Annotated in this window: 24 protein-coding genes; 8 read left to right on the forward strand and 16 right to left on the reverse strand. The window is 76.4% G+C overall.

From position 1 onward, the window contains the following. Positions 1 to 42 precede the first annotated feature (42 nt). From ABD994_RS07025 to ligD, 4 genes are read left to right on the forward strand one after another with little or no spacing between them, the layout of a single operon-like run. Positions 43 to 630 carry a dihydrofolate reductase family protein gene (locus ABD994_RS07025; protein ID WP_345412252.1) on the forward strand — a complete coding sequence of 196 codons (588 nt, stop codon included), beginning with the start codon at positions 43 to 45 and terminating at the stop codon, positions 628 to 630. A gap of 47 nt (positions 631 to 677) precedes the next feature. After that, a complete protein-coding gene (locus ABD994_RS07030; protein WP_345412254.1) occupies positions 678 to 1,088 on the forward strand; it encodes a CopG family transcriptional regulator in 411 nt (136 codons plus the stop codon). A gap of 44 nt (positions 1,089 to 1,132) precedes the next feature. Beyond that, entirely contained in the window at positions 1,133 to 2,131 is a 999-nt protein-coding gene (locus ABD994_RS07035; protein WP_345412256.1) for an extracellular catalytic domain type 1 short-chain-length polyhydroxyalkanoate depolymerase, read from the forward strand. Between the two features lie 9 nt (positions 2,132 to 2,140). Further along, the gene (ligD, locus tag ABD994_RS07040; RefSeq protein ID WP_345412259.1) at positions 2,141 to 3,568 is read left to right on the forward strand and encodes a non-homologous end-joining DNA ligase; all 1,428 of its coding nucleotides are present in this window, start codon (positions 2,141 to 2,143) and stop codon (positions 3,566 to 3,568) included. Between the two features lie 6 nt (positions 3,569 to 3,574). On the opposite strand, the gene ABD994_RS07045 is transcribed toward ligD, so the two are convergent. Beyond that, on the reverse strand, positions 3,575 to 4,402 hold the full coding sequence (locus ABD994_RS07045) for a hypothetical protein (protein WP_345412261.1): 828 nt from the start codon (positions 4,400 to 4,402) through the stop codon (positions 3,575 to 3,577). A 175-nt stretch (positions 4,403 to 4,577) separates the two neighbouring features. Here ABD994_RS07045 and ABD994_RS07050 point away from each other — a divergent pair, with 175 nt between their 5' ends. Beyond that, positions 4,578 to 5,390, forward strand: coding sequence for a glycerophosphodiester phosphodiesterase family protein (locus ABD994_RS07050; protein ID WP_345412263.1), 813 nt, complete (start codon positions 4,578 to 4,580; stop codon positions 5,388 to 5,390). Between the two features lie 244 nt (positions 5,391 to 5,634). Continuing rightward, positions 5,635 to 5,979, forward strand: a complete 345-nt coding sequence (locus tag ABD994_RS07055) for an RNA polymerase-binding protein RbpA (protein WP_285647969.1) — start codon at positions 5,635 to 5,637, stop codon at positions 5,977 to 5,979. 54 nt (positions 5,980 to 6,033) lie between these two features. Here the strand turns inward: ABD994_RS07055 and ABD994_RS07060 are convergent, their stop codons facing one another. From ABD994_RS07060 to ABD994_RS07075, 4 genes are all read right to left on the reverse strand, one after another. Beyond that, a complete protein-coding gene (locus tag ABD994_RS07060) occupies positions 6,034 to 6,795 on the reverse strand; it encodes a polyprenol monophosphomannose synthase (protein ID WP_345412267.1) in 762 nt (253 codons plus the stop codon). Beyond that, positions 6,792 to 8,327: an apolipoprotein N-acyltransferase gene (lnt, locus tag ABD994_RS07065; protein ID WP_345412269.1), complete on the reverse strand. Its 1,536-nt coding sequence runs from the start codon at positions 8,325 to 8,327 to the stop codon at positions 6,792 to 6,794. The genes ABD994_RS07060 and lnt overlap by 4 nt, the downstream gene beginning before the upstream one ends. Before the next feature lie 41 nt (positions 8,328 to 8,368). Further along, the gene (locus ABD994_RS07070; RefSeq protein ID WP_345412272.1) at positions 8,369 to 9,475 is read right to left on the reverse strand and encodes a M24 family metallopeptidase; all 1,107 of its coding nucleotides are present in this window, start codon (positions 9,473 to 9,475) and stop codon (positions 8,369 to 8,371) included. Positions 9,476 to 9,553: 78 nt separating this feature from the next. Continuing rightward, on the reverse strand, positions 9,554 to 9,760 hold the full coding sequence (locus tag ABD994_RS07075) for a hypothetical protein (RefSeq protein WP_345412274.1): 207 nt from the start codon (positions 9,758 to 9,760) through the stop codon (positions 9,554 to 9,556). 143 nt (positions 9,761 to 9,903) lie between these two features. Between ABD994_RS07075 and ABD994_RS07080 the strand changes: the two genes are divergently transcribed. Next, entirely contained in the window at positions 9,904 to 11,859 is a 1,956-nt protein-coding gene (locus ABD994_RS07080; protein WP_345412276.1) for a DUF2339 domain-containing protein, read from the forward strand. Here ABD994_RS07080 and ABD994_RS07085 read toward each other — a convergent pair. After that, positions 11,754 to 13,115 (reverse strand): FAD-dependent oxidoreductase, encoded by a 1,362-nt coding sequence (locus tag ABD994_RS07085; RefSeq protein ID WP_345412469.1) that lies wholly within the window; start codon positions 13,113 to 13,115, stop codon positions 11,754 to 11,756. The two genes, ABD994_RS07080 and ABD994_RS07085, sit on opposite strands and share 106 nt — an antisense overlap. Positions 13,116 to 13,215: 100 nt before the next feature. On the opposite strand from ABD994_RS07085, the gene ABD994_RS07090 reads away from it, so the two are divergent. Then, positions 13,216 to 14,232 carry a 5'-3' exonuclease gene (locus tag ABD994_RS07090; RefSeq protein WP_345412278.1) on the forward strand — a complete coding sequence of 339 codons (1,017 nt, stop codon included), beginning with the start codon at positions 13,216 to 13,218 and terminating at the stop codon, positions 14,230 to 14,232. Here ABD994_RS07090 and ABD994_RS07095 read toward each other — a convergent pair. The 10 genes from ABD994_RS07095 to pafA all read right to left on the reverse strand — a co-directional run bounded on the left by ABD994_RS07095 (position 14,229) and on the right by pafA (position 25,388). Next, positions 14,229 to 14,633, reverse strand: a complete 405-nt coding sequence (locus tag ABD994_RS07095; protein ID WP_345412280.1) for an MmcQ/YjbR family DNA-binding protein — start codon at positions 14,631 to 14,633, stop codon at positions 14,229 to 14,231. The two genes, ABD994_RS07090 and ABD994_RS07095, sit on opposite strands and share 4 nt — an antisense overlap. Continuing rightward, complete coding sequence (locus tag ABD994_RS07100; RefSeq protein WP_345412284.1) at positions 14,633 to 15,514, reverse strand: DUF4333 domain-containing protein; 882 nt, start codon at positions 15,512 to 15,514, stop codon at positions 14,633 to 14,635. Before ABD994_RS07100 ends, ABD994_RS07095 begins: the two co-directional genes overlap by 1 nt. Before the next feature lie 3 nt (positions 15,515 to 15,517). Next, the gene (locus ABD994_RS07105; protein WP_345412287.1) at positions 15,518 to 18,370 is read right to left on the reverse strand and encodes a DEAD/DEAH box helicase; all 2,853 of its coding nucleotides are present in this window, start codon (positions 18,368 to 18,370) and stop codon (positions 15,518 to 15,520) included. Positions 18,371 to 18,409: 39 nt separating this feature from the next. After that, the gene (tatC, locus tag ABD994_RS07110; protein ID WP_345412290.1) at positions 18,410 to 19,405 is read right to left on the reverse strand and encodes a twin-arginine translocase subunit TatC; all 996 of its coding nucleotides are present in this window, start codon (positions 19,403 to 19,405) and stop codon (positions 18,410 to 18,412) included. Positions 19,406 to 19,411: 6 nt separating this feature from the next. After that, entirely contained in the window at positions 19,412 to 19,678 is a 267-nt protein-coding gene (tatA, locus tag ABD994_RS07115; protein WP_345412292.1) for a Sec-independent protein translocase subunit TatA, read from the reverse strand. 30 nt (positions 19,679 to 19,708) lie between these two features. Continuing rightward, positions 19,709 to 19,906 carry a hypothetical protein gene (locus tag ABD994_RS07120; protein ID WP_345412295.1) on the reverse strand — a complete coding sequence of 66 codons (198 nt, stop codon included), beginning with the start codon at positions 19,904 to 19,906 and terminating at the stop codon, positions 19,709 to 19,711. 183 nt (positions 19,907 to 20,089) lie between these two features. Further along, positions 20,090 to 21,079, reverse strand: a complete 990-nt coding sequence (locus tag ABD994_RS07125) for a helix-turn-helix transcriptional regulator (RefSeq protein ID WP_345412297.1) — start codon at positions 21,077 to 21,079, stop codon at positions 20,090 to 20,092. Next, on the reverse strand, positions 21,076 to 22,065 hold the full coding sequence (locus ABD994_RS07130; RefSeq protein WP_345412299.1) for a helix-turn-helix transcriptional regulator: 990 nt from the start codon (positions 22,063 to 22,065) through the stop codon (positions 21,076 to 21,078). The genes ABD994_RS07125 and ABD994_RS07130 overlap by 4 nt, the downstream gene beginning before the upstream one ends. Before the next feature lie 63 nt (positions 22,066 to 22,128). Beyond that, positions 22,129 to 23,847 carry a serine/threonine-protein kinase gene (locus ABD994_RS07135; protein ID WP_345412301.1) on the reverse strand — a complete coding sequence of 573 codons (1,719 nt, stop codon included), beginning with the start codon at positions 23,845 to 23,847 and terminating at the stop codon, positions 22,129 to 22,131. A gap of 182 nt (positions 23,848 to 24,029) precedes the next feature. Then, positions 24,030 to 25,388, reverse strand: coding sequence for a Pup--protein ligase (gene pafA / locus ABD994_RS07140; protein ID WP_345412303.1), 1,359 nt, complete (start codon positions 25,386 to 25,388; stop codon positions 24,030 to 24,032). Between the last annotated feature and the right edge of the window lie 2 nt (positions 25,389 to 25,390).

The raw sequence follows: 25,390 nt of genomic DNA on the forward strand, positions 1-25,390 counted from the left end.
GCTCCGTCCCCGGGGCGGACCCCACGAGACAGGAGCTCCCCGATGCGCCGCCTCACCGCCACCGTCATCACCTCGCTCGACGGCTTCGTCGCCGGACCGGGCGGGGACCTCTCGGTCATGCCCTTCGACGAGGGCTTCAACGTCTACGCCCAGGAGCGCCTGGAGGCGGCCGGCACCCTCCTCGCCGGGCGCACCACGTACGCCGACTTCGTCGCCTACTGGCCCGGCATCGCCGACGACCCCAGCCAGGACGACCGCCAGCGCGCGATCTCGCGGCGCCACGACGCCGTCGACAAGGTCGTCGTCTCGGACTCCTACGTCGTCGACCCCGCGTCCCCGTGGGCCGGCATCACCCGGGTGGTGCCGCGTGCGGCGGCCGCCGACGCCGTCGCGGAGCTGACGGCCGGCGAGGGCGGGGACGTCGTCGCCTTCGGCAGCACCACGACCCTGGGCCCGCTGCTGGTGGCCGGCCTGGTCGACGAGCTCCACGTCCTCGTGGGCCCGGCGCTCCTCGGCGCCGGTGTCCCCCTGCTCGCCGAGCCGACCCGCGTCCCGCTGCGCCTGCTCGAGGCCCGCCGCCTGCCCGACTCCTCGCTGGTGCTGCACCGCTACGACGCCCGCCGGGTATGACGGCGGGTGGTTGCGCTGCAGGCGCCTGCCGTGCACCATCCATGTGGATGGCATCGGGAGGGTCGGTGGAACCGGAGCGGACCGAGAAGATCACCGTGAACATCGGTCCGGTCGACCTCGGCCGGATCGACCTCCTCGTGCAGGAGGGCTTCTTCACCACCCGCACCGACTTCATCCGCACCGCCGTGCGCAACCAGCTCGCGGCGAGCGCCTCGGCGATCGACAGCACGGTCGCCCGGCGCACCCTCGTGCTCGGCAGCCAGCACTTCTCGCGCCGCGACCTCGAAGCGATGCGGGACGCCGGCGAGCGGGTGCACATCCGGGTCCTGGGGCTGGCCACCGTCGCCGACGACGTCCCGCCCGACCTCGCCGCGGCCACCATCGCCTCGGTCGAGGTGCTCGGGGCCTTCCGCGCGAGCCGGGCCGTCAAGGCGGCCCTCGGCCCGCGCATCGTCTGACCCCTGGAGGTCACGTGTTCCGTCCCGGTAGCAGCACGAACAGCATGAGCAGCATGGCCGAGGCCACCCGTCTGGTGCGGCAGGGGCGGCTCCTCGAGGCCACCGCCCGCCTCCAGGAGGGCCTCGGCGGCCGCACGCCGACGATGCCCACCGCACCGCGGACGCCCGGACCACGCGCCCGGACGTCCGGCCGCGCCCCCGGCACCGTCACCCGTGGCGCGGCGCGCGCCGCCGGGGGCACGCTGGCCTACCGCCTCTACGTGCCCACCACGCTGCGGCCCGCCGCTCCCCTGCTGGTGCTGCTGCACGGCGGCACCCAGGACGCCGACGCGTTCGCCGCCGCCACCGGGTCTGACGAGGCCGCCGAGCGCGCGGGCGTCGTGGTCGTCGCGCCCGAGCAGTCGCGGTCGGCCAACGCGATGGGCTACTGGAACTGGTTCCGCCCCGGCGACCAGGGCCGGGACGCCGGCGAGCCGGCGCTCATCGCGGCCGCGACCCGCGACGTCGCCGAGCGGTACGGCACCGACCGGGCCCGCACCGCCGTGGCGGGCTTCTCCGCCGGCGGCGCCATGGCGGCGGTGATGGCGGCGACCCACCCCGACCTGTTCTGCGGCGCCGGGGTGCACTCCGGCCTGCCGTTCCGCGCCGCCCACGACGTCGGCTCCGCCTTCGCGGTGATGAGCACGCCGCCGGCCCGGGTGGCCGACGGCGGACCCGTCCCGCTGATCGCCGTGCACGGGGACGACGACCGCACCGTGGCCGTCGGCAACGGCGAGGCGGTGGTGCGCTCGGCCCTGGCCGGTTCCGGGCGGGTCGAGCACGCCCGCACCACGGGCCGGGCGCCGGGCGGGCGGGCGTGGACGCGCGAGCGCTGGGCGGAGCCGGGGGGCCGGGCCCTGGCCGAGTCGTGGACCGTGCACGGCATGGGGCACGCCTGGTCCGGGGGCCGCGCCGGCGGTTCCTACACCGATCCGGGCGGGCCCGACGCCCTCGCGGTGATGCTCGCGTTCGTCGGGTTCACCGACGACGGGCCGGTCGGGTAGACCTCCACCGTGCCCGATCTCTCCGAGTACAACGCCAAGCGGGATCCGGGGAAGACGCCCGAGCCGTTCGGGGAGGTGGACGGAGGGGCCCCCACCGGTGACCGCTTCGTCGTGCAGGAGCACCACGCCCGCCGGCTGCACTACGACGTCCGCTTCGAGCGCGACGGCGTGCTCGTCTGCTGGGCGGTGCCGCGGGGCCTGCCCGAGCAGCCGGGCGCGCCCCGGCTCGCGGTGCACACCGAGGACCACCCGCTGGAGTACCTCGACTTCCACGGCGAGATCCCCGCCGGCGAGTACGGCGGCGGGCAGATGACGATCTGGGACTCCGGGCGCTACGAGGCCGAGAAGTGGTCCGACCGCGAGGTGGCCGTGACGCTGCACGGCGAGCGGGTGTCGGGCCGGTTCGTCTTCTTCAAGCCCGACCGTGACGACCAGGACGAGAAGGACTGGCTCGTCCAGCGCCGCAAGGGCGACACGGCGGCCCCGCGCCGTGACGCCGCCGCGCAGTCGCCGCGGGTGGCGGTGGGCGGGCGCGGCCTGCGGCTGTCGAACCTCGACAAGGAGCTCTACCCCGACGTCCCGAAGGCGTCGGTGATCGACTACTACGCCCGCGCCGCCGACACCCTGCTCCCCCACCTCGCCGGCCGGCCGCTGACGCTGCGCCGCTTCCCCGACGGCATCGCGGCCCCGTCGTTCTACGAGAAGAACGCGGGGGCCAAGGCGCCGGAGTGGCTGCGCAGCGTCACGCTGCCGACGCCGGGCAGCAGCAAGGGCTCCGCGACCGCGAACTTCGTGGTGGTGGAGGAGCTCGCCACCCTGGTCTACCTGGCGAACCTCGCGGTGCTCGAGCTGCACGTACCGCAGTGGCGCGTCGACGACGAGGACCGGGCCCAGCCGCCCGACGAGCTCGTGTTCGACCTCGACCCGGGCGAGGGGCAGACCGTCGTGGACTGCGCGCGGATCGCGGTGCGCGTGCGCGACCTGCTCGCCGCGGACGGCCTCGTGCTCAGCCCGAAGACCAGCGGCAGCAAGGGGATGCAGGTGACCGCCGCCGTGCGGGTCGACGACCCGGGTCGGACGTCGGCCTACGCGAAGGCGGTCGCCGAGCACCTGGCGCGGGAGACGCCGCGGTCGGTCACCGCGATCATGGCCAAGGACCGGCGCCGCGGGAAGGTCTTCGTGGACTGGAGCCAGAACAACACGGCCAAGACGACCGTCGCGCCCTACTCCCTGCGCGCGCGGGCCGCGCACGGCGCGCCGACCGTGTCGACCCCGCTGACGTGGGACGAGGTCGAGGCCGCGGGCGACGTCCGGGAGCTCACCTTCTCCCCTGCCGACGTGCTGGCGCGGATCGAGCGCCACGGCGACCTCTACGCGGCCGCGCTGGGCGAGGGCGTCACCCGCCCCGAGCTGCCGGAACGGCCCGCCGGCGCCTGATCGGGCCTAGCCCAGGGCGCCGGCCACGCCGTTCACGGTGTTGCCGACGGCACCGACCACGTTGCCCACGAGGCCGCCACCGTTGCCGCCACGCGAACCGCCGGAACCGCCCGAGCCGCCGTCGCCTCCGGAGCCGCCGTCGCCACCACCGCCGCCGGAGCCACCACCGCCGCCGGAGCCACCACCGCCGCCGGAGCCACCACCGCCGGAGCCGCCACCGCCGCCGCCGTCGCCCTCGCCGTCGCCGCGGGTCGTCGGCCGGGAGCTCGAGGGGGTGTCGTCGTCGGCGGTGGACCTCGTGGTGCGCGTCGGGGTGCGCCGCGTCGTGGTCTCGTCCGCGTCGCGGGCGACGGCGCGCGGGGCGACGGTCACCGTGCGCGGGGGCTGGGCGGGCACGATCGGCGCCGCGGCGACCGGCCCGTCGAGTGGCGGGAGCACCGAGGCGTCGGCGGGATCGCCCGCACCGCGGGACCCGGTGGAGGGGGCCGCCGTGCCGGGCAGCGTGCCGGGCGCCACGACGGGGAAGGTGCCCACACGCGGGAGGGCGGTGTTCTCGCCGGAGTTGACCAGCGTGGACACCGCGAGCGGCACGGCGGCGGCCGCGGCGGCGACGGAGGCCGCGGCGAGGCCCCAGCCCCGCAGCCTGCTCGAGCCGGCGGCCCCGGCGGCGCCGCGGCGGCGTGACGGGCGGTGGCGGCCGGTGTCCGCGGGCGGCGGGGAGGGCGCGAGGTCGTCCGACGCCTCGTCGAGGCCACGGCGGGCCCAGCCCGGCAGGGCGTCGGGAACCGAGCCCGACGACCACCAGGAGGGATCACCCCCCGACCTCTTGGGCATCTGGCCTCCCCTCAGCCCAGTGTGACCGCTGAGGCTACTGCACGTACACGTGCGCCCCCAAGGTGGCCCGCCGATTCCCACAAACGTGCCATCGGTCACGGCTGGGTGGATCAGCAGCGCGGCCGGGCGGGGCGCACCGCGCGCCCCGGCCACACACCGGGCACACTCCCTCGACGTGACCCGGGCGCAGCACCCGTTCCTGGCCGGTCGCACCCCGCGGGCGTTCGCGCACCGCGGTTGGCACATCGACGACCTCGCCGGGCTCGAGAACTCCCTCGCCGCGTTCCGCCGCGCCGTCGACGAGGGCTACTCCCACCTCGAGACCGACGTCCACGCCACCGCCGACGGCGTGCTCGTCGTGCACCACGACGCGACCCTGCGCCGCGTGGCGGGGCACCCCGGGGTGCTGCGCAGCATGCCGTGGGCCGACCTCGCCGGCGTGCGCCTGCGCGGGCGCGAGCCCCTCCCCCGCCTCGAGGAGGTGCTCGAGGCGCTGCCGGGCACGCGGTTCAACGTCGACCTCAAGGCGCCGGGCACGCTCGCGCCGATGCTGCGCCTGCTCGAGCGCGACGACGTCGCCGAGCGGGTGGCCGTGGCGAGCATGGACGAGGGGCGGCTGCAGGCGGTGCGGGCCCGCTACGGCGACCGCGTGGTCACCGGGGTCGCCTCGCGCTCCGCGGTGCGCCTGCGGGCCCGGGCGGCCGCGCCCGCGGTCGTCCGGCGGCCCCTGGGGCGCGCCCTGCCGGTCCGCGGCGACCTCGCCCAGCTGCCCGTCCGGTTCGGGGTGCTGCCCGTGATCGACGCGGGCCTGCTCGCCGCCGCCCACGACCTGGGCCTGGAGGTGCACGCGTGGACGGTGGACCGGACCTCCGAGATGCACCGGCTGCTCGACCTCGGCGTCGACGGCATCATGACCGACCGCCCCGACCTCCTGCGCGACGTGCTCGTCACCCGCGGGGCGTGGACGGCGCCGGCGGACGAGGGCTGACCCGGCGAGACGAGCGGCCGGACGGGGGAATTCCGGCCGGGCACGGCCGGTTGCGCACGTCGGAACCCGTGTGGACCGCGGCCCCGCGGGGTAGCCGTCTCCGTGCCCAGGTCGTGAGTCGGGTCACGGACGGCGTGAACACCGGGCGTCGCGGGAACGAACAGCGACGGCCCGGCGTTGACCCTCTCGTGCCCGGCGGCGAGTGCGTCCGCGGGCGCACCGCAGTCGAGGAAAGGACACCATCATGGCCGACCGCGTCCTCCGTGGCAGCCGTCTCGGCGCAGTCAGCTACGAGACCGACCGCGACCACGACCTCGCCCCCCGCCGCTCCTTCGCCTACCGCTGCCCGAAGGGTCACGACTTCGAGGTCCCGTTCTCCGACGAGGCCGAGGCTCCCGTGACCTGGGAGTGCCGCCTCCACGGCGACGAGGGCAAGCGCATCGACGGCACCGAGCCCGAGCAGAAGAAGGCCAAGCCGCCGCGCACCCACTGGGACATGCTGCTCGAGCGCCGCTCGGTGCCCGAGCTCGAGGAGCTGCTCGACGAGCGTCTGGGCCTGCTCAAGGAGCGCCGCTCCGAGAGCGCCTGAGCCTCAGGACACCAGGGCCGTCCCGGCATCGCCGGGGCGGCCCTTTCGTGTTCCTCAGCGCGGCCGGGCGCGGCGGCGACGGACCAGGTCGCGCAGACCCCAGGAGGTCGTGCGCCACAGCGCCTCGCGCACCACGGCGCCGCTCATCTTCGACTCGCCCTGGGCGCGCTCGACGAACGTGATCGGCACCTCCCGCACGCGCAGGCCCGCCCGGTGCACCCGGAAGGCGACGTCGACCTGGAAGCAGTAGCCCTCCGACGCCACCGTCGCCATCCCGAGCTCGGCCAGGGCGGCCCGGCGGAAGCACCGGTAGCCGCCGGTGACGTCGTGCAGGGGCAGGCGCAGCACCCGCCGCGAGTAGACGTTGCCCGCCCGCGAGAGCAGCCGGCGGTGCCACGCCCAGCCCTCGGTGCCGCCGCCGGGCACGTACCGGGACCCGAGCACGACGTCCGCGTCCCGGGCCGCGGCCAGCAGGCGCGGCAGCTCCTCGGGGGCGTGCGAGCCGTCGGCGTCCATCTGCACGACCCACCCGACGTCGGCGGACGCGTCGTCGAGCACCCGGGAGAACGCGTCGACGTACGCCGCGCCCAGGCCCGCCCGGGGCCGGTGGTGGTGCACCCGCACCCTCGGGTCGACGGCCGCGATCGTGTCCGCCAATGCGCCCGTCCCGTCCGGGCTGCCGTCGTCGACGACGAGGATCCGCAGGCCGGGCAGGGTGTCGAGCAGGCGCGTCACGAGCCCGGGCAGGCTCTCGCGCTCGTTGTACGTCGGGACGGTGACCAGCACGTCCGACCCGTCGGGGCACGGACCGCTCACGCGCGCGACCCCCGGCGTGCCACGACGACGCCCGCGATCACCGCCGCCGCGCCCAGCCCCGCGAGGACCCACTCCGGCCCCGGGCCGAGCCGGGTGGCGAGCGTCGTCGTCGTGCGCAGCGGCACCCGCTCGACGAGCAGGCCCGGGGTGAACAGCGGTCCCGTGCGCGCCACCAGCGTCCCGTCCGGCGCCACGATCGCGCTCTGCCCGCTGGTCGCGGCGATGACGACGGCGCGGTCGTGCTCGATCGCCCGGATCCGCGACATCCCCTGCTGCTGGTAGGTCATGTCGCTGTAGCCGAAGGTCGCGTTGTTGGTGGGCACGGTCAGCAGGTCGGCCCCGCCCCGGACGGCGTCGCGCACGGCGTCGTCGAAGACGACCTCGTAGCAGGTCACGACGCCGAGGCGCGCCGGCCCGGCGGTCAGGACGCCCGAGCCGGTGCCGGGCTCGAAGTCGGTGACCCGGTCGACCAGCGACGACACCGCCCGGGCGACCGGGCGCAGGGGGATGTACTCGCCGAACGGGAGGATGTGCCGCTTCGTGTACGTCGCCGCCGGGCCGGTCCCCGGCATCCAGACGATCGCGGTGTTCCGCGGCCCCTGCACGATCGTCCCGTCCGGGTCGCGGGTGCCCGACAGCACGGCGCCGACGACCACCGGGACGCCGACCTCGTCGGTCACCGCCTGGATCTCCGCGCCGGCGTCGGCGTTGCGGATCGGGTCGATGTCCGAGGAGTTCTCGGGCCAGATCACGAGGTCGGGACGCGGGGTGCGCCCGGCGCGGACGTCGTCGGCGAGCCGGCGGGTCTGCGCGACGTGGTTGTCGAGCACCGCGCGGCGCTGGGTGTTGAAGTCCAGCCCGGCGCGCGGCACGTTGCCCTGCACGGCGGCGACGGTGATCGTCGGTCCGGGCGGGTCGGCGGCCACCGACGGCCACGTCGCCAGGCCCGCGATCGGCCCGAGCAGCAGCGCGACGAGGGCCCCGGCGAGCGTCGCGGCCCGGCGGCGGCTGCGCAGCGTCCGGACCAGCGCCCACAGCCCCGCGCCCGACAGCGCCACCGCGAAGCTCACCAGCGGCGCGCCGCCCAGGGACGCCAGGGGGGCGAACGGTCCGCCGGGCTGGCCGAACGCGAGCTTGGCCCACGGGAAGCCGGCGAACGGCCACCGCTCGATGACGGCCTCGCCGGCCACCCACAGCGCGGCCGCCCACAGCGGCGCCCCGGGCAGGCGCAGCACCAGCGGCGCCAGCGCGACCGGCACGGCGACCACCACCGTCAGGGCCACCAGCAGCAGCAACCAGACGCCGCCGACGTACTCGCCGGTCCAGTGCAGCAGCGGCCACTGGTACGCCACGCCCGTGAGCAGCCCGAGCCCGAACGCCGTCCGCACCCGGCGGCCCTCGACGACCGCGAGCACCAGGGCGATCCCGAGCGGCGCCGCCCACCACGCCCCCAGCGGCGGGAACGCCACGTAGAGCAGCAGGCCCGCGACGACGGCGCCGGCGACCCGGACCCACGCGCCGCGGGAGCGCACGCGCCGCTCGCCCCCGACCGACGGGCTGCGTCGTGGCGTCGTCAGCACGACAGCAGGTCGTGCGGGCGCCGGTTGACCGCCTCGCACCCGGTGTCGGTGACCACGACGATGTCCTCGATCCGCGCGCCCCAGCGGCCCGGGAAGTAGATCCCCGGCTCGATGCTGAACGCCATCCCCGGCTCGAGCACGAGGTCGTTGCCGCCGACGATGTAGGGCTCCTCGTGCACCTCGAGCCCGATGCCGTGGCCGGTGCGGTGCACGAAGTACTCGCCGTAGCCGGCGTCGGCGATGATCGCCCGCGCGGTGTCGTCGATGCTCGCGGCCGTCACCCCGGGCCGCACGGCGTCGACCGCCGCGGCCTGGGCCCGCTGCAGCACGTCGTAGACCTCGCGGACGTCGCCCGCGGGCTCGCCGACGACGTAGGTGCGCGTGGAGTCGGAGTTGTAGCCGTCGGGCAGCGGCCCGCCGATGTCCACGACGACGACGTCCCCGGCCTGGATCACCCGGTCGGACACCTCGTGGTGGGGGCTCGCGCCGTTGGGCCCCGAGCCGACGATGACGAACGCGGCCTCCGCGTGGCCGGCCTCGACGATCGCGCGGGTGATGTCGGCGCCGACCTCGGCCTCGGTGCGTCCCGCCACCAGCCAGTCGGGCACCTGGGCGTGCACGTCGTCGATCGCGGCGCCGGCCTGGCGCAGCGCCGCCACCTCGGCGTCGTCCTTGCGCATCCGCAGCTGCCGCAGGATCGGCGTGGCGAGCTCGAGCGTCGCGCCGGGCATCGCGTCCCGCAGGCCCAGCACGTGCAGGGCGGGCATGTCCGAGACGACCGCGACCCGGCGCACGTCGCCCAGCCGCGACGCCACGAGGGCGTGCGGGTCGACACCGTCGGTCCAGGTCAGCGCGTCCATGCCGTCGACCGCCGAACCCGCCAGCCCGGGCCGCTCCAGGGTCGGGACGACGAACGCGACGTCACCCTCGGCCGGCAGCAGCAGGGCCGACAGGCGCTCGTGGGAGTGCTTGACGACGCCGGTGAGGTACTGCAGGTCGGGCCCCGGGGTGACGACGAGGGCGTCCACGCCGGCCTCGCGGGCCGCCGCGCGGGCGCGGGCGAGTCGGGCCGTCACGGGGTCGGGGGCGCTGCCGCTCATGGTCGCCGAGCCTAGGTCAGCGCCGCGCGGTGCGGGCGCGCCCTGCGCGGACGCGCCCGCGACGCGCGGGTGGCCGGATCAGTCGGCGAGCTTCGCGATGGCCTGGGCCCAGAGGAAGTACTTGTTGGTGCCCAGGTCGCGCACGGTCTTGATGTTGAACGCCTCCTTGAGCTTCTCGGCGTCGCCCTCGCTGACGCCCTTGAGGGCGTCGACCGGCGCGTCGGCGATGTCGGAGACGGACTTGTCGGCGTAGGCCTTGTCGACCTTGTCGGTGATGTCGCTCATGGATGAGCTCTCCTCTCCTCGTGGCCGGCCGGGCGCCGGCGACGGGCCTGTGCCCGATCCACCCGCCCGCCACGCGGGCCGGCGGGGGCGACTAGGTAGTTGTCCCCTGGGCGACCGATCGGCGGTCCGGGACGCTGCGCTCCATGACCACACCGCTGTCCCCCGACGCCCTGATCGCCCGGCTCGACGACGACCTCGCCGGCGTCGGCCGCGAGGTCGCCCGCATCCGCGCCTCCCTCGACGGCCTGCGCAGCGCCCGGGCCACGACCACGCCGCCCCCGGCCTCCGCCCCGCTCGCGCGGCCCGCTCCCCCGCCCGCGCCGCCCCTGGGCCCCCCGCCGGCCCCACCCGGCTGGTCGCCCCCGCCCGCCGGCACCTGGGCGCCCCCGCGCGGCTGGCCCGTCCGGCGCCCTGGGCCCCCGGTGCCACCGCCCGCCGCGCCCCGGACCCCGCGGATCGCCTGGTCCCCGGCCCGCCTGCTCGCGGTCACCGGCGCCGCCATGACGGTGCTGGGCATCGTGCTGCTGCTGGTCCTGGCCGCCAACCGCGGCTGGCTCGGCCCCGAGGCGCGCGTGCTCGCCGGTGCCGCGCTGGGCCTGGTGCTGGCCGGCATCGGCGTGCGGGTACGCGAGCGCGCCGTCGACGGGGCCGTCGCCCTGGTCGTCACCGGCGTCGCCGCGCTCTTCCTCGCCGACGCGGCCGCGGTCTCGCTCTACGCCTTCCTGCCCGTCGCGGTCGCGGTGCCGATCGCCCTGCTCGTGACCGCAGGCGGGTTCCTGCTCGCCGACCGCTGGCGCCACGAGGGCCTCGCCCTCGGCGTGCTCGTCGCCTCGGCCCTGGCCGCGCCCCTCGTCGTCGGCGCGCTGACGCCGACGCTGGTCGCCCTGCTGCTCGGTGCGCAGGTCGGCGCCGTCGTCGTGGCCCGCCGCCGCGCCTGGCCGCGGGTCGCGACCGTCGCCGCCGTGGCGTCGACGGTGGCGGCGCTGGGCGCGGCGGTCCGGCTGCTCGCGGGCGGGGCCGACGTCATCGACGCCGACCTCCCCACGACGCTCGCCGTCGTCGCCGTCCTCGTCGCCGGGGGCGTCACCGCGGTCCTGCTCGGGGCCTCGAACCAGGCCGTCGCCGTGTCCCTGCTCGGCGGCCCGGTGCTCCCGGTGCTGCTCGTGGCGATCGGGTTGGCCCGCGTCCCGGGCACCCTGCTGGCCGGGCTGGTCGCCGTGGCACTGCTCGCCCTGGTGACGGGATTGGACCGCGTGGGCGCGCCGACCGGGCACCGCGCCCTCGCCCTGGTCGCCGGTGGCGGCGCCACCGCCGCGCTGCTCGTCGCCACCGCCGTCGCGATCGGCTCCGGCCCGCTGGCCGTGCCGGTGCTCGCCGAGGCGGCCGTCCTCGGCGTCGCCGCGGCCGCCACCCGCCGCACCGGGCCGCTCGTGGCCGGCGCGGTGTTCGGGCTCGTCGGCCTCGTCGCCGCCCTCGGGACGGACGCCCCGGTCGACCTCGTCGTCGACTTCCCCGTCTCCCCGTTCGTGGTCACCGCGCCGGGCGGGACCGCGACGGCCGGCGCCGTCGGCGCGCTCGTGGGCGCCCTGGCGACCTCGCTGCTGCTCGCGGCGGCGGCGGTCGTCGGGCTCGTCGCCCTCGCGCGGCTGGGCCTGCTGGCCGACCGGTCGCGGGCCGCGGTCGCGGGCGCCGGGCTGGGCGTCGTCGGCCTCTACGGCGCGACGGGCACCGTCATCAGCGCCGCCCTGCTCGTCTCCCCCACCCGCGACGCGTTCCTGGTCGGCCACGTCCTCGTGACGGTCTCCTGGACCGCGCTCGCCCTGGTGCTGCTCGTCCGGGGCCTGCAGTCGTCGCTGCCCCGCGTGCTCGGCGGCGTGCTGGTGGTGTCGGCGCTGGTCAAGCTGCTGCTGTTCGACCTCACCGCCCTCGACGGCCTCGCCCGGGTCGCCGCCTTCCTCGGCGCCGGGCTCGTGCTGCTCGCGGCGGGGACGCGCTACGCGAAGGCCGTCGCCGCCGGACCGGAGGACGCGGCGACCAGCTCCGCGAGCTCGTCCACCGTCGGCCCCCGCACGAACCCCGGCCGCCACCCCGAGGCGTAGATCTCCTGCACGCGCGGGTGCACCGCCGTGAGCGTCGCGGGCAGGGCGGACATGTCGAGGTAGGGGCCGACCACCGGCATCAGCGACGGGTCGACCTGGGCGGCGGCCGCGACGAGGTCCGAGGTCGGCGGGCGGGCGGGGTCGACGTCGACGCCGGCCCAGCGGTCGAGCTGGGCGGCGTCGACGGCCAGGTGGTCCTCGTACCAGGGGCGGATCCGCTCGGTGCACCAGGCGTCCAGCGCGAGGACGGCGTCGGCGGCGTCGGCGGGGTGCTCGTCGAGCAGGGCGAGGAGCCGCTCGACCTGCATCAGCGACGTCGCGATCCCGCGGCCGGCCGTCGGGTTGGTGGTGCACACGGCGTCGCCGAGGAACACCAGCCCCGGCAGCGGGACCCGGCCGTCGGGGTCGAGCTGGCCCCGGTAGGTGTTGTGGAGGCGCCCGCCCGGCAGGACGGGGGTGACGGGGACGGCGCGTCCGGGGTCGGTCCAGGTCGCGAGCAGCGGGACCGCCCGGGCCGCCGCCTCCCACGCCGCCTCGTGGCGCAGCGCGGTGAGGCGGGCGTCGGTGACGGGGCGCGCGATGAGCGCCGAGAACACCCCGTCGTCGTGGGGGAAGACCACCGCCGCGTAGCCGTCGTGGCCCGCGAACTCGAGGACCGGGAACCCCATGGGCGGGAACGCCGCGCCCGGCCGGAGCCGGTACTGGCGCGACACGTAGGCGACGCCGCAGTCGGCGGACTCCCCGGGCGCCCGCAGGTCGTCGGCGAGGTGCCCGGCGCGTCCGGTGGCCAGCAGGACGAGGTCGGCGTCGAGCCGCCGGTCCCCCACGCGGACGCCACGCGCCCGGCCACGGTCGGCGAGGACCGCGTCGGCGCGGCCGAGGACCGTCGTCACGCCCGGCTCGCGCTCGGCGACCCGGCGCAGCTCGCGCTCGACGACCATCCGCCGGGACCGCAGCCCGGCCCCGGCCGGCACGACGCCACCGGTCGTCGCGACGGTCCCGGTCCGGTCGATCGGCTCGGCGCCGCGGGCCACCATCGCGCGCACCGCGTCGGGCACCTCGCCGGACAGCACCGCGACGGCCTGCGGCCGGAAGGCGTGGGGGTGGTGGAACTGCATGACCCCGCGCCGCTCCCAGCGCTCCTCCGACGCGGGTCCCGGGTCGTTGTCGACGAGCGCCACCCGGTGACCCCGCCGGGCCAGGCCGACGGCGCTCACCAGCCCGGTGGGTCCCGCACCGACCACGGCCACGTCCATCACGTCCACCAGGCCAGAGCACTCCTCCCCCGGGGGTGCGTCAACCCCCGTTGACCGTGTGCGGCCGGGCGTGCGCGGGGGGTCGTGGGAGGCTCTCGCCATGGACGCGAAGCGCAGCGGAGCCGGACCCTCGAGCCCCGTCGCGCCGGTGATGCTGCTCGACTCGGCCAGCCTGTGGTTCCGCGCCTTCTACGGCGTGCCCATGAGCCTGACCGCCGACGACGGCACGCCGGTCAACGCGGCCCGCGGGTTCTGCGACATGGTCGCCCGCCTCGTGCGCGAACGGCAGCCGGGCGCGGTCGTCGCCTGCCTGGACCGCGACTGGCGCCCGGCGTTCCGGGTGCAGGCGCTCCCGTCGTACAAGGCCCACCGGGTCGACCCCTCGGCCGGCGACCCGTCCTCCCCCGTCGGCGGCGCGCCCGACGCGGAGGCCGCCCCGCCGGAGCTGGGCGCGCAGGTGGACATCATCCTCGAGGTGCTCGCCGCGGCCGGGATCCCGACCGCCGGGGCCGAGGGCTACGAGGCCGACGACGTCATCGGCACCCTGTGCGCCACCGAGGCCGCCGACGCCGTCGAGGTCGTCAGCGGCGACCGCGACCTGCTCCAGCTGGTGCGCGACGAGCCGACGCCCGTGCGCGTGGTCTACATCGCGCGCGGGGTGTCGAAGTACGAGCTCTACGGCCCCGAGGACGTCGCCGCCCGGTACGGGGTGCCGGTGGACCGCGCCGGGGCGGGCTACGCGGAGATGGCGATGCTGCGCGGCGACCCTTCCGACGGGCTGCCCGGCGTGGCCGGGATCGGGGAGAAGACCGCCGCGCAGGTGGTGTCCAAGTTCGGCTCCTGGGACGAGATGATCGGCGCCGTCCTCGACCGCTCGGACCAGCGGATGTCCTCGGCGGTGCGGGCCAAGATGGCCAAGGCCGGCGACTACCTCGTCCAGGCCCCGAAGGTCGTGGTCGTCGCGCCCGACGCGCCCATCGACTGGACCGGCGAGCGCCGGACCCTCCCCCACGGCCCCGTGGACACCGACGCGCTCACCGCGCTCGCGGAGCGCTGGAACCTCACCGGCTCGGTCGACCGGCTCGTCGCCGCCCTGAGGGGCGAGGACGCGCCCTAGCCGCGGCCCTGCTCGGCCAGCCAGGCCGCCGAGACGGTCCGTGGGGCCCGCTGCAGCCAGGCCTCCTCGACGAGCTCGCGCAGCTCGTCCTCGCCGATCCGCTCGAGGCGCACGAGCACCGCGGGGTAGCCGTCGAAGTGCGGCGTCGTGAAGTAGACGTCCGGGTCGTCGGCGAGCAGGGCCTGCTTGACGCCCTCGTCGGCCACCCGCACGCCCAGCACGTCACCCACGGGCAGCGGCACGCCGGCGGCCCGCAGGGCCTCCTCGTCGCCCCGGCGCAGCGGCCGCTCCCACACGAAGCCCTTCGACGACACCGTCCAGTGCGCCGAGCCCCACGACTGCTTCTCGCCGGTGCGCGGGAGCGCCAGCGCGAGGCGGCGGACGTCGTCGAGGGTGGCCATCAGCGTGGCTGGCCGACCGAGTACGTGCCCTGCTGGTCGAGGATCGCCACGGGCACCTGGGCGGGGCGCCCGTCGACAGTCGCGGAGCAGGTGAAGCGCACGCCCGGGCGGACCTCCTGGTCCGAGGGGCACGAGACCCCCGTGATCTGCCGGCGCCAGTCCTCGGTGACGACGCGCGTGACGCCCTGGGCCACCGCGTCACCGTCGAGGACGTCCACCCGCGCGAACTTCGGACCCACCACGAACGCCAGCAGCCCGACGACGACCAGCGCCACGAGCAGCAGCGCGCCGAGCACGATGCCGACGACCTTCCACGGGAAGGGGCGGCGCGTCCGCGGCGGGTACGGGCCGCCCCAGCCCTGGGTCGGCTGACCCCATCCGGGCGGCGCGCCGCCCTGCGCCGGGGGCGCCGCCCACACCGAGGTGCCCTGCGGGCCCGGCTGCGGGAACTGCCCGGTGCCGGGCGGGGCGCCGTGCGGGGGTTGGACGCCGTAACCCTGCTGGCCGTAACCCTGCTGGCCGTACGGCTGCTGGCCGTAGCCCTGCTGGCCGTAGCCCTGCTGGCCGTAGGGCGCCTGGCCGTAGGGGGCCTGGCCGTAGGGGGCCTGGCCGTAGGGGGCCTGGCCGGGCGGCGGCTGGCCGTAGGGCTGCTGGCCGTGGCCCGTCGGCTGGCCCCAGCCGCCCGGACCGGCCGCACCGGGCGTCGTCGGGGCCTCGCCGCCGCCCGGGCGCGCGAAGGCGGGGTCGGTCGGCCGGTGCTGCGCCTGGTCCGGCTGCTCGGTGGGCTGCTCGTCGGTGCCCCGCTCGGCGGGCACCGACCCGTCCGGACGGGCCCACGGGGACGCCTCCCCGGTGCCCGGTTCGTCCGGCGGCGTGCTCATGCCTCAGCCCTCCCCGACGGCGACCACCCCGCGCCGGATGGCGCGGACCGCGTCCGCGGCCGCGCGCCCGACGGTGTCCTCGGTGCCCGCGACGGAGCGGATCTGGTCGAGCAGGTCGACGACCTGCCGGCACCAGCGCACGAAGTCTCCCGCGGACAGCTCGATGCCGTGCGCGTGGGCCCCGGCGAGGACGCTCGCCAGGGTGTCGCCGCGGACCCACCGGTGCACCGGCCACGCGAAGCCCAGGTCGGGCTCGCGGGTGCGGTCGAGGTGGTGACGACGCTCGTCGGCGACGAGGCCCGACCACAGCGCCACCGTCGCCTCGATGGCGGCCGTCGCGTCCTCGGGCACCCGCGGGACGCCGCCGTCGTCGCGGCGGCTGTCGTAGACCAGCGACGACGCCACCGCGGCGATGTCGGCCGGCCCCAGGCCGCGCCAGATGCCCTGGCGCAGGCACTCGGCCACCAGCAGGTCGGACTCGCCCCACAGCCGGGAGAGCCGCCGCCCGTCCTCGGTGACGCCCTGCTCGGCGTCGGGCGCGTCGTCGAGGTAGCCGCGCTCGTGGAGCAGGCCGCGGATGCGGTCGAAGTTCCGGGCGAGCGAGTGCGTCGTGGAGCGCACGCGGTGCTGGAGCTGGTCGGTCTCGTGCTCCAGGCGCTGGTGACGCTCGTACCAGCGGGCGCGCTCGTCGCGGTCGGGCGCCTCGTGGCAGGGGTGGGCGCGCAGGGCCCGGCGCAGCGTCGCGAGCTCGACGTCCTCGTTCTCCGCGCCCCGGCGCCGCCGGGCCGAGCCCGTGCGCGTCGGCGGCTCGAGCCCGGTCTCGCGCAGGGCGTTGGCGACGTCGCGGCGCACCCGCGGGATGCGGTGGTCGACCTTGCGGGGCAGCTTCATCGTGCCGAGCACCCCGACCGGCTCGGGGAAGTCGGCCAGCGAGAGCCGCCCGGCCCACCGGTCCTCGGTGCACACCAGCGGCCGCGGCTCCATCCCGCGCGGGCTGCGGTCGATGCCCGGGTCGAGCACCACGGCCAGGCCCGCGCGCTTGCCGCCCGGCACGGCGATGACGTCGCCGGGCTTGAGCGACTCCAGCGACTCCGCCGCCTCCGCCTTCTGCGCCGAGCGGCCCTGGCGGGCGAGCATCTTCTCGCGCTCGGACACGCGCCGGCGGAGGTCCATGTACTCGGCGAACGACCGGAAGTCGGCGTCGTCGCCGGTGCGCCCGCCGGCGGCCTCGGCGTACCCGGCGAGGGCCTCGCGGTTCTTCTCCAGCCGCTTCGCCAGCCCGACGACGCTGCGGTCGGCCTGGAACTGCGCGAACGACTGCTCGAGCAGCTCGCGGGCGTCCTCGACCCCGAGACGGTCGACGAGGTTGACGGCCATGTTGTAGCCCGGCCGGAACGACGAGCGCAGCGGGTACGTGCGGGTCGACGCCAGGCCGGCGACCTGCTCCGGGTCCACCCCCGGCGTCCACACGACCACCGCGTGGCCCTCGACGTCGATGCCCCGGCGCCCGGCCCGGCCCGTGAGCTGCGTGTACTCCCCCGGCGTCAGCTCGACGTGCGCCTCGCCGTTGTACTTGACGAGCTTCTCGAGCACGACGGTGCGCGCCGGCATGTTGATGCCCAGCGCGAGCGTCTCGGTGGCGAACACCGCCCGCACCAGGCCGCGGACGAACAGCTCCTCGACCGTCTCCTTGAACGCCGGGAGCATCCCGGCGTGGTGCGCCGCGACCCCGCGCTCGAGGCCCTCGCGCCACTCCCAGTAGCCCAGGACCTCCAGGTCGGCGTCCGGCAGCCCCGCCGTGCGGCGCTCGACCACCTCGCGGATGACCGCCACGTCCTCGGGCGCGGTCAGCCGCAGGCCCGAGCGCACGCACTGCGTCACCGCGGCGTCGCAGCCGGCCCGGCTGAAGATGAACGTGATCGCCGGCAGCAGCCCGGCCGCGTCGAGGCGCTCGATGACGTCCACCCGCGACGGCGGCCGGAAGCCCGACGGACCGCCGCGTCCCGGCGGACCCTGCCGGCGCCCCGGGCCCCCGCGCCGGTCGCCGTTGCGCCCCGGCGGGCCGGAGCGGGCCCGGCCGCCCCGGACCGAGGGCCCGCGGTCGATCTCGGCGACGGCCCGCACGAGCGTCGGGTCCACCTTCAGGGCGGCCGTGCCGCCGCGGCGCTCCTCCGCGAACAGGTCGAACATCCGGTGCCCGACCACCATGTGCTGCCACAGCGGCACCGGCCGGGTCTCGTCGACGACGACCGTGGTGTCGCCGCGGACGGTGACCAGCCAGTCGCCGAACTCCTCGGCGTTGCTCACCGTCGCGGACAGCGACGCCAGCTGGACGTGCTCGGGCAGGTGGAGGATGACCTCCTCCCACACGGCGCCGCGGAAGCGGTCGGCGAGGTAGTGCACCTCGTCCATGACGACGTAGGCGAGGCCCTCGAGCGCCGGCGCCTCCGCGTAGAGCATGTTGCGCAGCACCTCGGTGGTCATCACCACCACCGGCGCGTGCCCGTTGATCGCGGCGTCGCCCGTCAGCAGCCCGACCGCGTCCTCACCGTGGCGTTCCACGAGGTCGGCGTACTTCTGGTTCGACAACGCCTTGATCGGCGTCGTGTAGAAGCACTTCTGCCCGCGGGCGAGCGCCAGGTGCACGGCGAACTCGCCGACGACGGTCTTGCCGGCGCCGGTCGGGGCGCACACCAGCACGCCGTGGCCCTGTTCGAGGGCCAGGCAGGAGCGGCGCTGGAAGTCGTCGAGCTCGAACGAGAGCCCGGCGGCGAAGCGGGACAGCTGAGGATGTGCGGAGCGGGTACGAGCCTGCTCGTAGGCCTCGGCGGGAGAGCGCGTGGCGCGAGTGGCCATGGTCTCCACAGTGTCACATCTCGGGCTGCTACCTCTGGCTCAGGTGACGTCCCACCGGTCGGACGAGGGCTCCTGCGGCGGGAGGGGCTGGATCCGCGGCGCGGGACCGGGCGGCGGCGACGTGGATCCGAGGCGGTCGTCGAGCGGGGAGGGCTGGTCGGGGTCGATCCCGTCCCAGCCCTGCTCGAGGCGCCTCTGGGCGACGCGCTTGTCGTGCACCCGCGCGACCTGGATCGAGAACTCGAGCAGCACGACCAGCGAGACGCCCAGCGCGAGCATCGAGATGGGGTCCTGGCCGGGCGTGGCGACGGCCGCGAACACGAACAGCCCGAAGATCAGGCCCCGTCGCCAGCGCTTGAGCTGCGCGTACGAGACCACCCCGACGCGGTTGAGCATCACCACCAGCAGCGGCAGCTCGAAACTCACCCCGAAGATCACCAGGAGCGCGACGAGCAGGCTGAAGTAGTCCGAGCCCCGCAGGACGGTCTCCTGGATGTCACCGCCGACGGTGAACAGGAACTGCAGGGCCTGCGTGACCACGAAGTACGCCAGCACGGCGCCGGCGGTGAACAGCACCACCGCGGTGCCCACGAACGTGTACGCGAAGCGCTTCTCCTTCGCGTACAGCCCGGGCGTGATGAAGCCCCAGAGCTGCGCGAACCAGATCGGGCTCGACATGATCACGCCCGCCGCCGCGCCGACCTTGAGGCGCAGGGTGAACTGCTCGAACACCCCGAACGCGACGAGCCGGCACTCCTGCCCGCCGCCGAACTGGACCCGGTTCTCGGGCGGCAGCGCGCAGTAGGGCTCGGTGAGGATCTGCCCGAGCGAGGGCAGCCCGAACGGGTGCGCGGTGTACCAGACGAAGCCGAGCACCGTGCCCACCGCGACGGCGAACAGCGCGATCGCGAGGCGCCGGCGCAGCTCGTAGATGTGCTCGACGAGCGTCATCGTGCCGTCGGGGTTGGCCCGACGGCGCGCCCCGGGCCAGCGCAGGCTGCGCCACCACCGGGCGCGGGACCCGGAGGACGTCACCACCGACTACGAGGAGCTAGAGCCCGGCTGCGGGGACCGCGCCGTGTCCTGCTGGGGGGCGCCGTCGGGGGCCTGGTCGATCTGGCGGCCGGGCGCCTGCGGCTCGGCCGAGGCGTGGCCGCCCTTCGACGCCTGCTCGTCCTCGCGCAGCCCGCGGGTCTCGGCCTTGAAGATGCGCATCGACTGGCCCAGCCCCCGTGCCATGTCGGGCAGCTTCTTGGCGCTGAACAGCAGCACCACGCCGACGATCGCGACGATGACCCATTCGCTCACGGTGTGGCTCCTTCCACGGTGGGGCCGATGCTACGCGCGGCGGTCGGCGAGGCGGACCTTGAGCGCGGCCACCCGGGCGTTGACGAGACCCGCGTCCCGGCCGAGCTGCTCCCGCGCCGCGCCGGCGACCACGCCGAACCGCTTGACGGGCCCGAGCAGCGCGGCGACGACCACCCCGAGCACCACGAGCGCGGCGACCACCGCCACGACGCTCCACAGGTACGGCACGTCCTCGACCCTAACGCCCTGCCGTGACCGGACGGTGAACGGCCGAGCGCGCGGCGTCCGCGCCCCAGCGGCCGCCCGGACCAGCGTGCACACCCGTTCGCGCGCCGTCCCCCAGAACGAACGGCGCTCTCGCTGCTTGCGAAGCCGCGAGAGCGCCGTTCGTTCCTCGAGGAGGCGCCGGTCCTACTCGCCCTCGCCGTAGGCGGCCAGGGCCTCGCGGGCGCGGGCGGCGCGGGCGTCGACGAGCTCGGGCGGGGCGAGGACCTCGACGGCGTCGCCGAGTCCGAGGAGCAGGCGCACCATCCAGTCGCGGTCGCCGTAGCGCATCGTGATCCGGGCCGAGCCGTCGTCGGCGGCGTGCAGGCTCTCGACCGGGTAGTACTCGGCGACCCAGCGGGCGGCCGGGCCGAGCACGAGGGCGGCGACGTGCGCGCCGTCGTCGGGGCGCAGGAGGTCCTCCCCCGACCCCTCGCGGCCGCGGGCCCCGGGCGGCGGGGCGGAGGGCTCGTCGAGCACCTCGGCGTCGTCGACGCGGTCGAGCCGGAACAGCCGCACGCCCTCGGCCTGGCGGCACCACGCCTCGAGGTAGGCCGAGGCGTCGACGAGCAGGAGGCGCATCGGGTCGACGACCCGGCGGCCGACGGCGTCGCGGGAGGCCGAGTAGTAGGTCAGGCGCAGCGCCCGCCCCGTCTCGACGGCGCGCCGCACCGCGTCCTCGGCGCCGCCGGGCACCCGGCCCAGGCCGACGGCGACACCGTCGCCACCGGGCTCGGGGTCGTCGGGCGCGGGGCTGCCGGCGCGGCCCGCGGCGTCCTCGATCTTGGCCAGGGCGCGCTGGACGGCGTCGGCGTCGACCATCCCCGGCGCGTCGGCGAGCGCCCGCAGCGCCACGGCGAGGGTGGCCGCCTCGGCCCCGGAGAGCCGCAGCGGGCGGCGCATGCCGGCGTCGAAGGTGACGGTGACGGTGTCGCCCTCGAACGAGAGGTCGACGAGGTCGCCGGGCCCGTAACCGGGCAGGCCGCACATCCACAGCAGCTCGAGGTCGCGGCGCAGCTGGGCCTCGGCGACGCCGAAGTCGGCCGCCGCCTCCGCCACCGGGATGCCGGGCCGGGCCAGCAGGTAGGGCACGAGCGTCAGCAGCCGGGGCAGACGCTCGGAGACGCCGGCGGTCACGGCGCGCTCGCCGCGTGCTCGGGGGCCGGGTCCAGCGAGCCCCGCAGCAGCGCCACCACGGCCTTGCGCAGCTCCGGGGGCTCGAGGACGACGGCGTCCGGGCCGTGGCCGGCGACCCAGCGGGCGGCGGTGTCGACGCGGGAGAGGTCGATCTCGACGACGTCGGGGTCGCCCTGCGGGTCCGGGTGGGCGCCGCGGCGCAGGCCCTCGGCGCGCCCGGGCGTCAGGCGGATCCGGGCGCGGCCCGTCGGCGGCGGCGGGCCGGCGGACGCGGCCACGAGCGCCACGAGGTCGACGCCGGGCGGTGGCGTCACCGCACCCCGCGGCCCGACCGCGCGGACGTCGTCGCCGATGCGGGAGAGGCGGAAGCAGCGCACGTCCTCGCGGTCGCGGTCGTGCCCGACGAGGTACCAGCGGCCCCGCCACGACACGACGCCCCAGGGCTCGACGGTGCGGGTGCGGGCCTCGGCGGTCGGGTTCGACCGGTGGGTGAAGGTGACGACGCGCCCGGCCCGGCTCGCGGCGAGCAGGGGCGCGAACGCCTTCTCCGCGGCCCGCAGCCGGGGCTGGACGGCCGACGCCGCGTCCGGGTCGACCGCGATGCCGGCCGCGCGCAGCTTCTGCAGCGCCGTGCGGGCGGCGCCGGCCAGCGCCGGGGAGTCCCACAGGCGGGCGGCGAGGGCGACGGCGGTGGCCTCGTCGGGGGCGAGGTCGATGTCGGGCAGCTCGTAGTCGCCGCGCGCGATCCGGTAGCCGTCCACGGGCTCGGCCAGCGTCGACCGCCCGGTCTCGAGCGGCACCCCGAGCTCGCGCAGCTCGGACTTGTCCCGCTCGAACATCCGGAAGAACGCCTCGTCCGAGGCCACGTCGGAGTACCCCGGCACCGTGGCGCGGATCCGCTCGGCGCTGAGGTACTGCCGGGTGGACAGCAGGCAGAGCACGAGGTTGACCAGGCGTTCGGCACGCGCGGACGGGCTGGTCGTCACGGCGGAGAGCCTACCGAGGTCTCGCCCAGGTGTTCGAACGCCGTGCCCGGCGCGTCCGAGCGATCAGCTGGAGTCCGAGCTGCGCTGGGCACGCTGGATGCGCAGCTGGCCGTCGTCGTCGCGGTCGACCTCGAACCGGTAGTTCTCCCGGGTGCTGCGCCCGCCGGCGGTGGTGAACTCGATGTCGGCGGTCACGACGTCGCCGCGCTCCGACACGTTCGTCGCCCGGACGTCGCTGATGCCCGACCAGAAGCGGCGGTAGCCGTCGTAGCCGCCGGACTCGTCCTTGGCCTGGTCGGACAGCACCCCCCAGGCGCCGTCGATGTCGTCGGGCAGCGACGCGTAGTAGGCGGTGACGACCGTGGCCGGGTCCGCGGACGCGGCCGGGTCGGCCGGGTCGCTCGGCGAGAGGGGCGCGGCGACGCTGGGCGTCGGGGTCGGGGTGTCGGGCGCGCCGGCGCCGCCCAGGGGATCGGCCGGTGCCGTCGTCGTCGGCACGCCGGGCTGGGGTGCGGACGGCGCGGCGACCGTGCTCCCGCCGGTGCCGGCGGCCACGGCCACCCCGATCCCGGCGGCCAGCACGGCCCCGGAGGCGGCCGCGACGACGGCGACCCGCCGGCGCCGGCCCTCCCGGCGCCGCTCCATGCCGAGCGCCGGGGTCATGAGGGGGCTGATCCTCGGGGCCGCAGCCGCCGGGGTGGCCGCCGCGGCCGGAGCGGACGCCGCCGCAGGCTCGTCGGCCACGGCCGGCGCCCCTCGATGGGTCGAGCTCCGCTCCGCTGCGTCTCCCGCCCCGGCCGTCGCGGGCAGGTCCGCGGTGTCGACGCGCGGGGCGGGGACCGCCGGGGCCACCGGGACCGCTGAGGGCTCGGGGGCCTCGGCGGCCTGGCCCTCGGCGGGGGCCGAGCGCGGCGGCGGCACGAACGGCGTGGTGCCGGCCCGGGCGCGCAGCGCGCGCTCGACGGCGCCGGTGCCCGGCCGGTGCTCGGGGTCGAGGCGCAGCATGGCCGCCAGCGGGCGCCCGAGGACGCCGGCGCGGGTCGCCGGGCGCAGGCGCCCCTCGGCCATCGCGTGGAGCACGGCGAGGGTGTTGTCGTGCCGGCCGCACACCAGCTCGTTCTCGACCGCGGCGTAGAGCGTCGCGCCGAGGGAGAAGATGTCGGACGCGGGCGTCGGGTCGCCGCCGCGGGCGACCTCGGGCGCGAAGTAGCCGGGCGTCCCGGCCACCATCCCGCCGCCGGTGGACGTCGTGTCCCACGTGGCGCGGGAGACCCCGAAGTCGGTGATCTTGGCGGTGCCGTCGTCGGTGATGAGGACGTTGCCCGGCTTGATGTCGCCGTGGACGATCCCCGCCTCGTGCACGGCGCCGAGGGCGTCCGCCACCTGGGCGCCGACCCAGGCGGCCTCGCGCGGCTCCAGCGGGCCGCTCTCGGCGAGCAGGGCGGCCAGCGAGCGCGACGGCAGGTACTCCATGACCAGCCAGGGCCCGCCGCTGATGCCGCCGTCGTCGACCACCACGTCGAGCACGGCGATCGCCCGCGGGTGCACGACGCGGGCGGCGATGCGGCCCTCCCGCATGGCCCGGGCGCGGGCGACGCGCTCCTCGGTGGCGTCGCGGTGGCCGCGGGCGGCGAGCTGCTTGACCGCGACCGTGCGCCGCAGCCGCCGGTCCCACGCCGTCCACACCACGCCCATCGCCCCGGCGCCGATGCACTCGCCGATGCGGTAGCGGCCGCCGAGGACCGTGCCGACGACCGCGTCGTCGACCGGCGCCGGGGGCACGTCGTGCAGCGTGCTCGGTGCTGCGTCACCCGGGAGAGGGCCCGGCTGGTGCAGTCGGGAGGTGCGGGGCTGGTGCTCCATCAGCGTTCTCGTGCCGTCCTCGGCGTCGTCGGGCAGTGCGTGCTGGGGCCGTCCCGGGTTACCTCGTGCGCCCCCGACGCACGCCGCCGACGTGTCCCTCGTTACAAGGTCGCGATCAGGCGGTCGACGCGTTCGTCGACGGCGCGGAACGGGTCCTTGCAGAGGACGGTTCGCTGGGCCTGGTCGTTCAGTTTGAGGTGCACCCAATCCACGGTGAAGTCGCGGCCGGCGGCCTGGGCGGCGGCGATGAAGTCGCCGCGCAGCTTGGCGCGCGTGCTCTGCGGCGGGGTGTCCTTGGCCGCCTCGATCTCGCCGTCGTCGGTGACGCGGTCGACCATGTCCTTGCGCTGGAGCAGGTCGAAGATCCCGCGGCCGCGACGGATGTCGTGGTAGGCGAGGTCGAGCTGGGCCACCCGCGGGCTGGAGAGCCCGAGGTCGTTGCGGGACCGGTAGCGCTCGACCAGGCGGTGCTTGATCGCCCAGTCGACCTCGCGGTCGATCAGCGAGAGGTCCTGGCGCTCGACGGCGTCGAGCGTGCGACCCCACAGCTCGACGACACGGTCGGTGATCGGGTCCGAGCCGCGGCGCGCGACGTGCTCGACGGCGCGGGCGTGGTACTCGCGCTGGATGTCCAGCGCGCTCGCCTCCCGTCCCCCGGCCAGGCGCACCGGGCGTCGGCCCGAGAGGTCGTGGCTGATCTCCCGGATGGCACGGATGGGGTTGTCGAGCGTGAAGTCCCGGAACTGCACGCCCTGCTCGATCATCTCGAGCACCAGGTGGGTGGTGCCCACCTTGAGCAGCGTGGTGACCTCGGACATGTTCGAGTCGCCGACGATGACGTGCAGGCGCCGGTAGCGCTCGGCGTCGGCGTGCGGCTCGTCCCGGGTGTTGATGATCGGGCGGCTGCGCGTCGTGGCCGACGAGACGCCCTCCCAGATGTGCTCGGCGCGCTGGGACAGGCAGTAGACGGCGCCCCGCGGGGTCTGCAGCACCTTGCCCGCACCCGCGATGAGCTGGCGGGTGACGAGGAACGGCAGCAGCACGTCGGCGATGCGGGAGAACTCGCCCGAGCGGCCGACCAGGTAGTTCTCGTGGCAGCCGTAGGAGTTGCCGGCCGAGTCGGTGTTGTTCTTGAACAGGAAGATGTCGCCGCCGATGCCCTCGTCGGCCAGGCGGCGCTCCGCGTCGAGCAGGAGGTCCTCGAGGATGCGCTCGCCGGCCTTGTCGTGCGCCACGAGCTGGGTCAGCGAGTCGCACTCCGCGGTGGCGTACTCCGGGTGGCTGCCGACGTCGAGGTAGAGCCGCGAGCCGTTGCGGAGGAAGACGTTCGACGAGCGTCCCCACGACACGACCCGGCGGAACAGGTAGCGGGCGACCTCGTCCGGCGAGAGCCGCCGCTGGCCGTGGAAGGTGCAGGTGACACCGAACTCGGTCTCGACCCCGTAAATCCTCCGCTGCATCC

It is taken from the genome of Actinomycetospora chlora (genome assembly GCF_039542135.1).
Classification (GTDB): domain Bacteria; phylum Actinomycetota; class Actinomycetes; order Mycobacteriales; family Pseudonocardiaceae; genus Actinomycetospora; species Actinomycetospora chlora.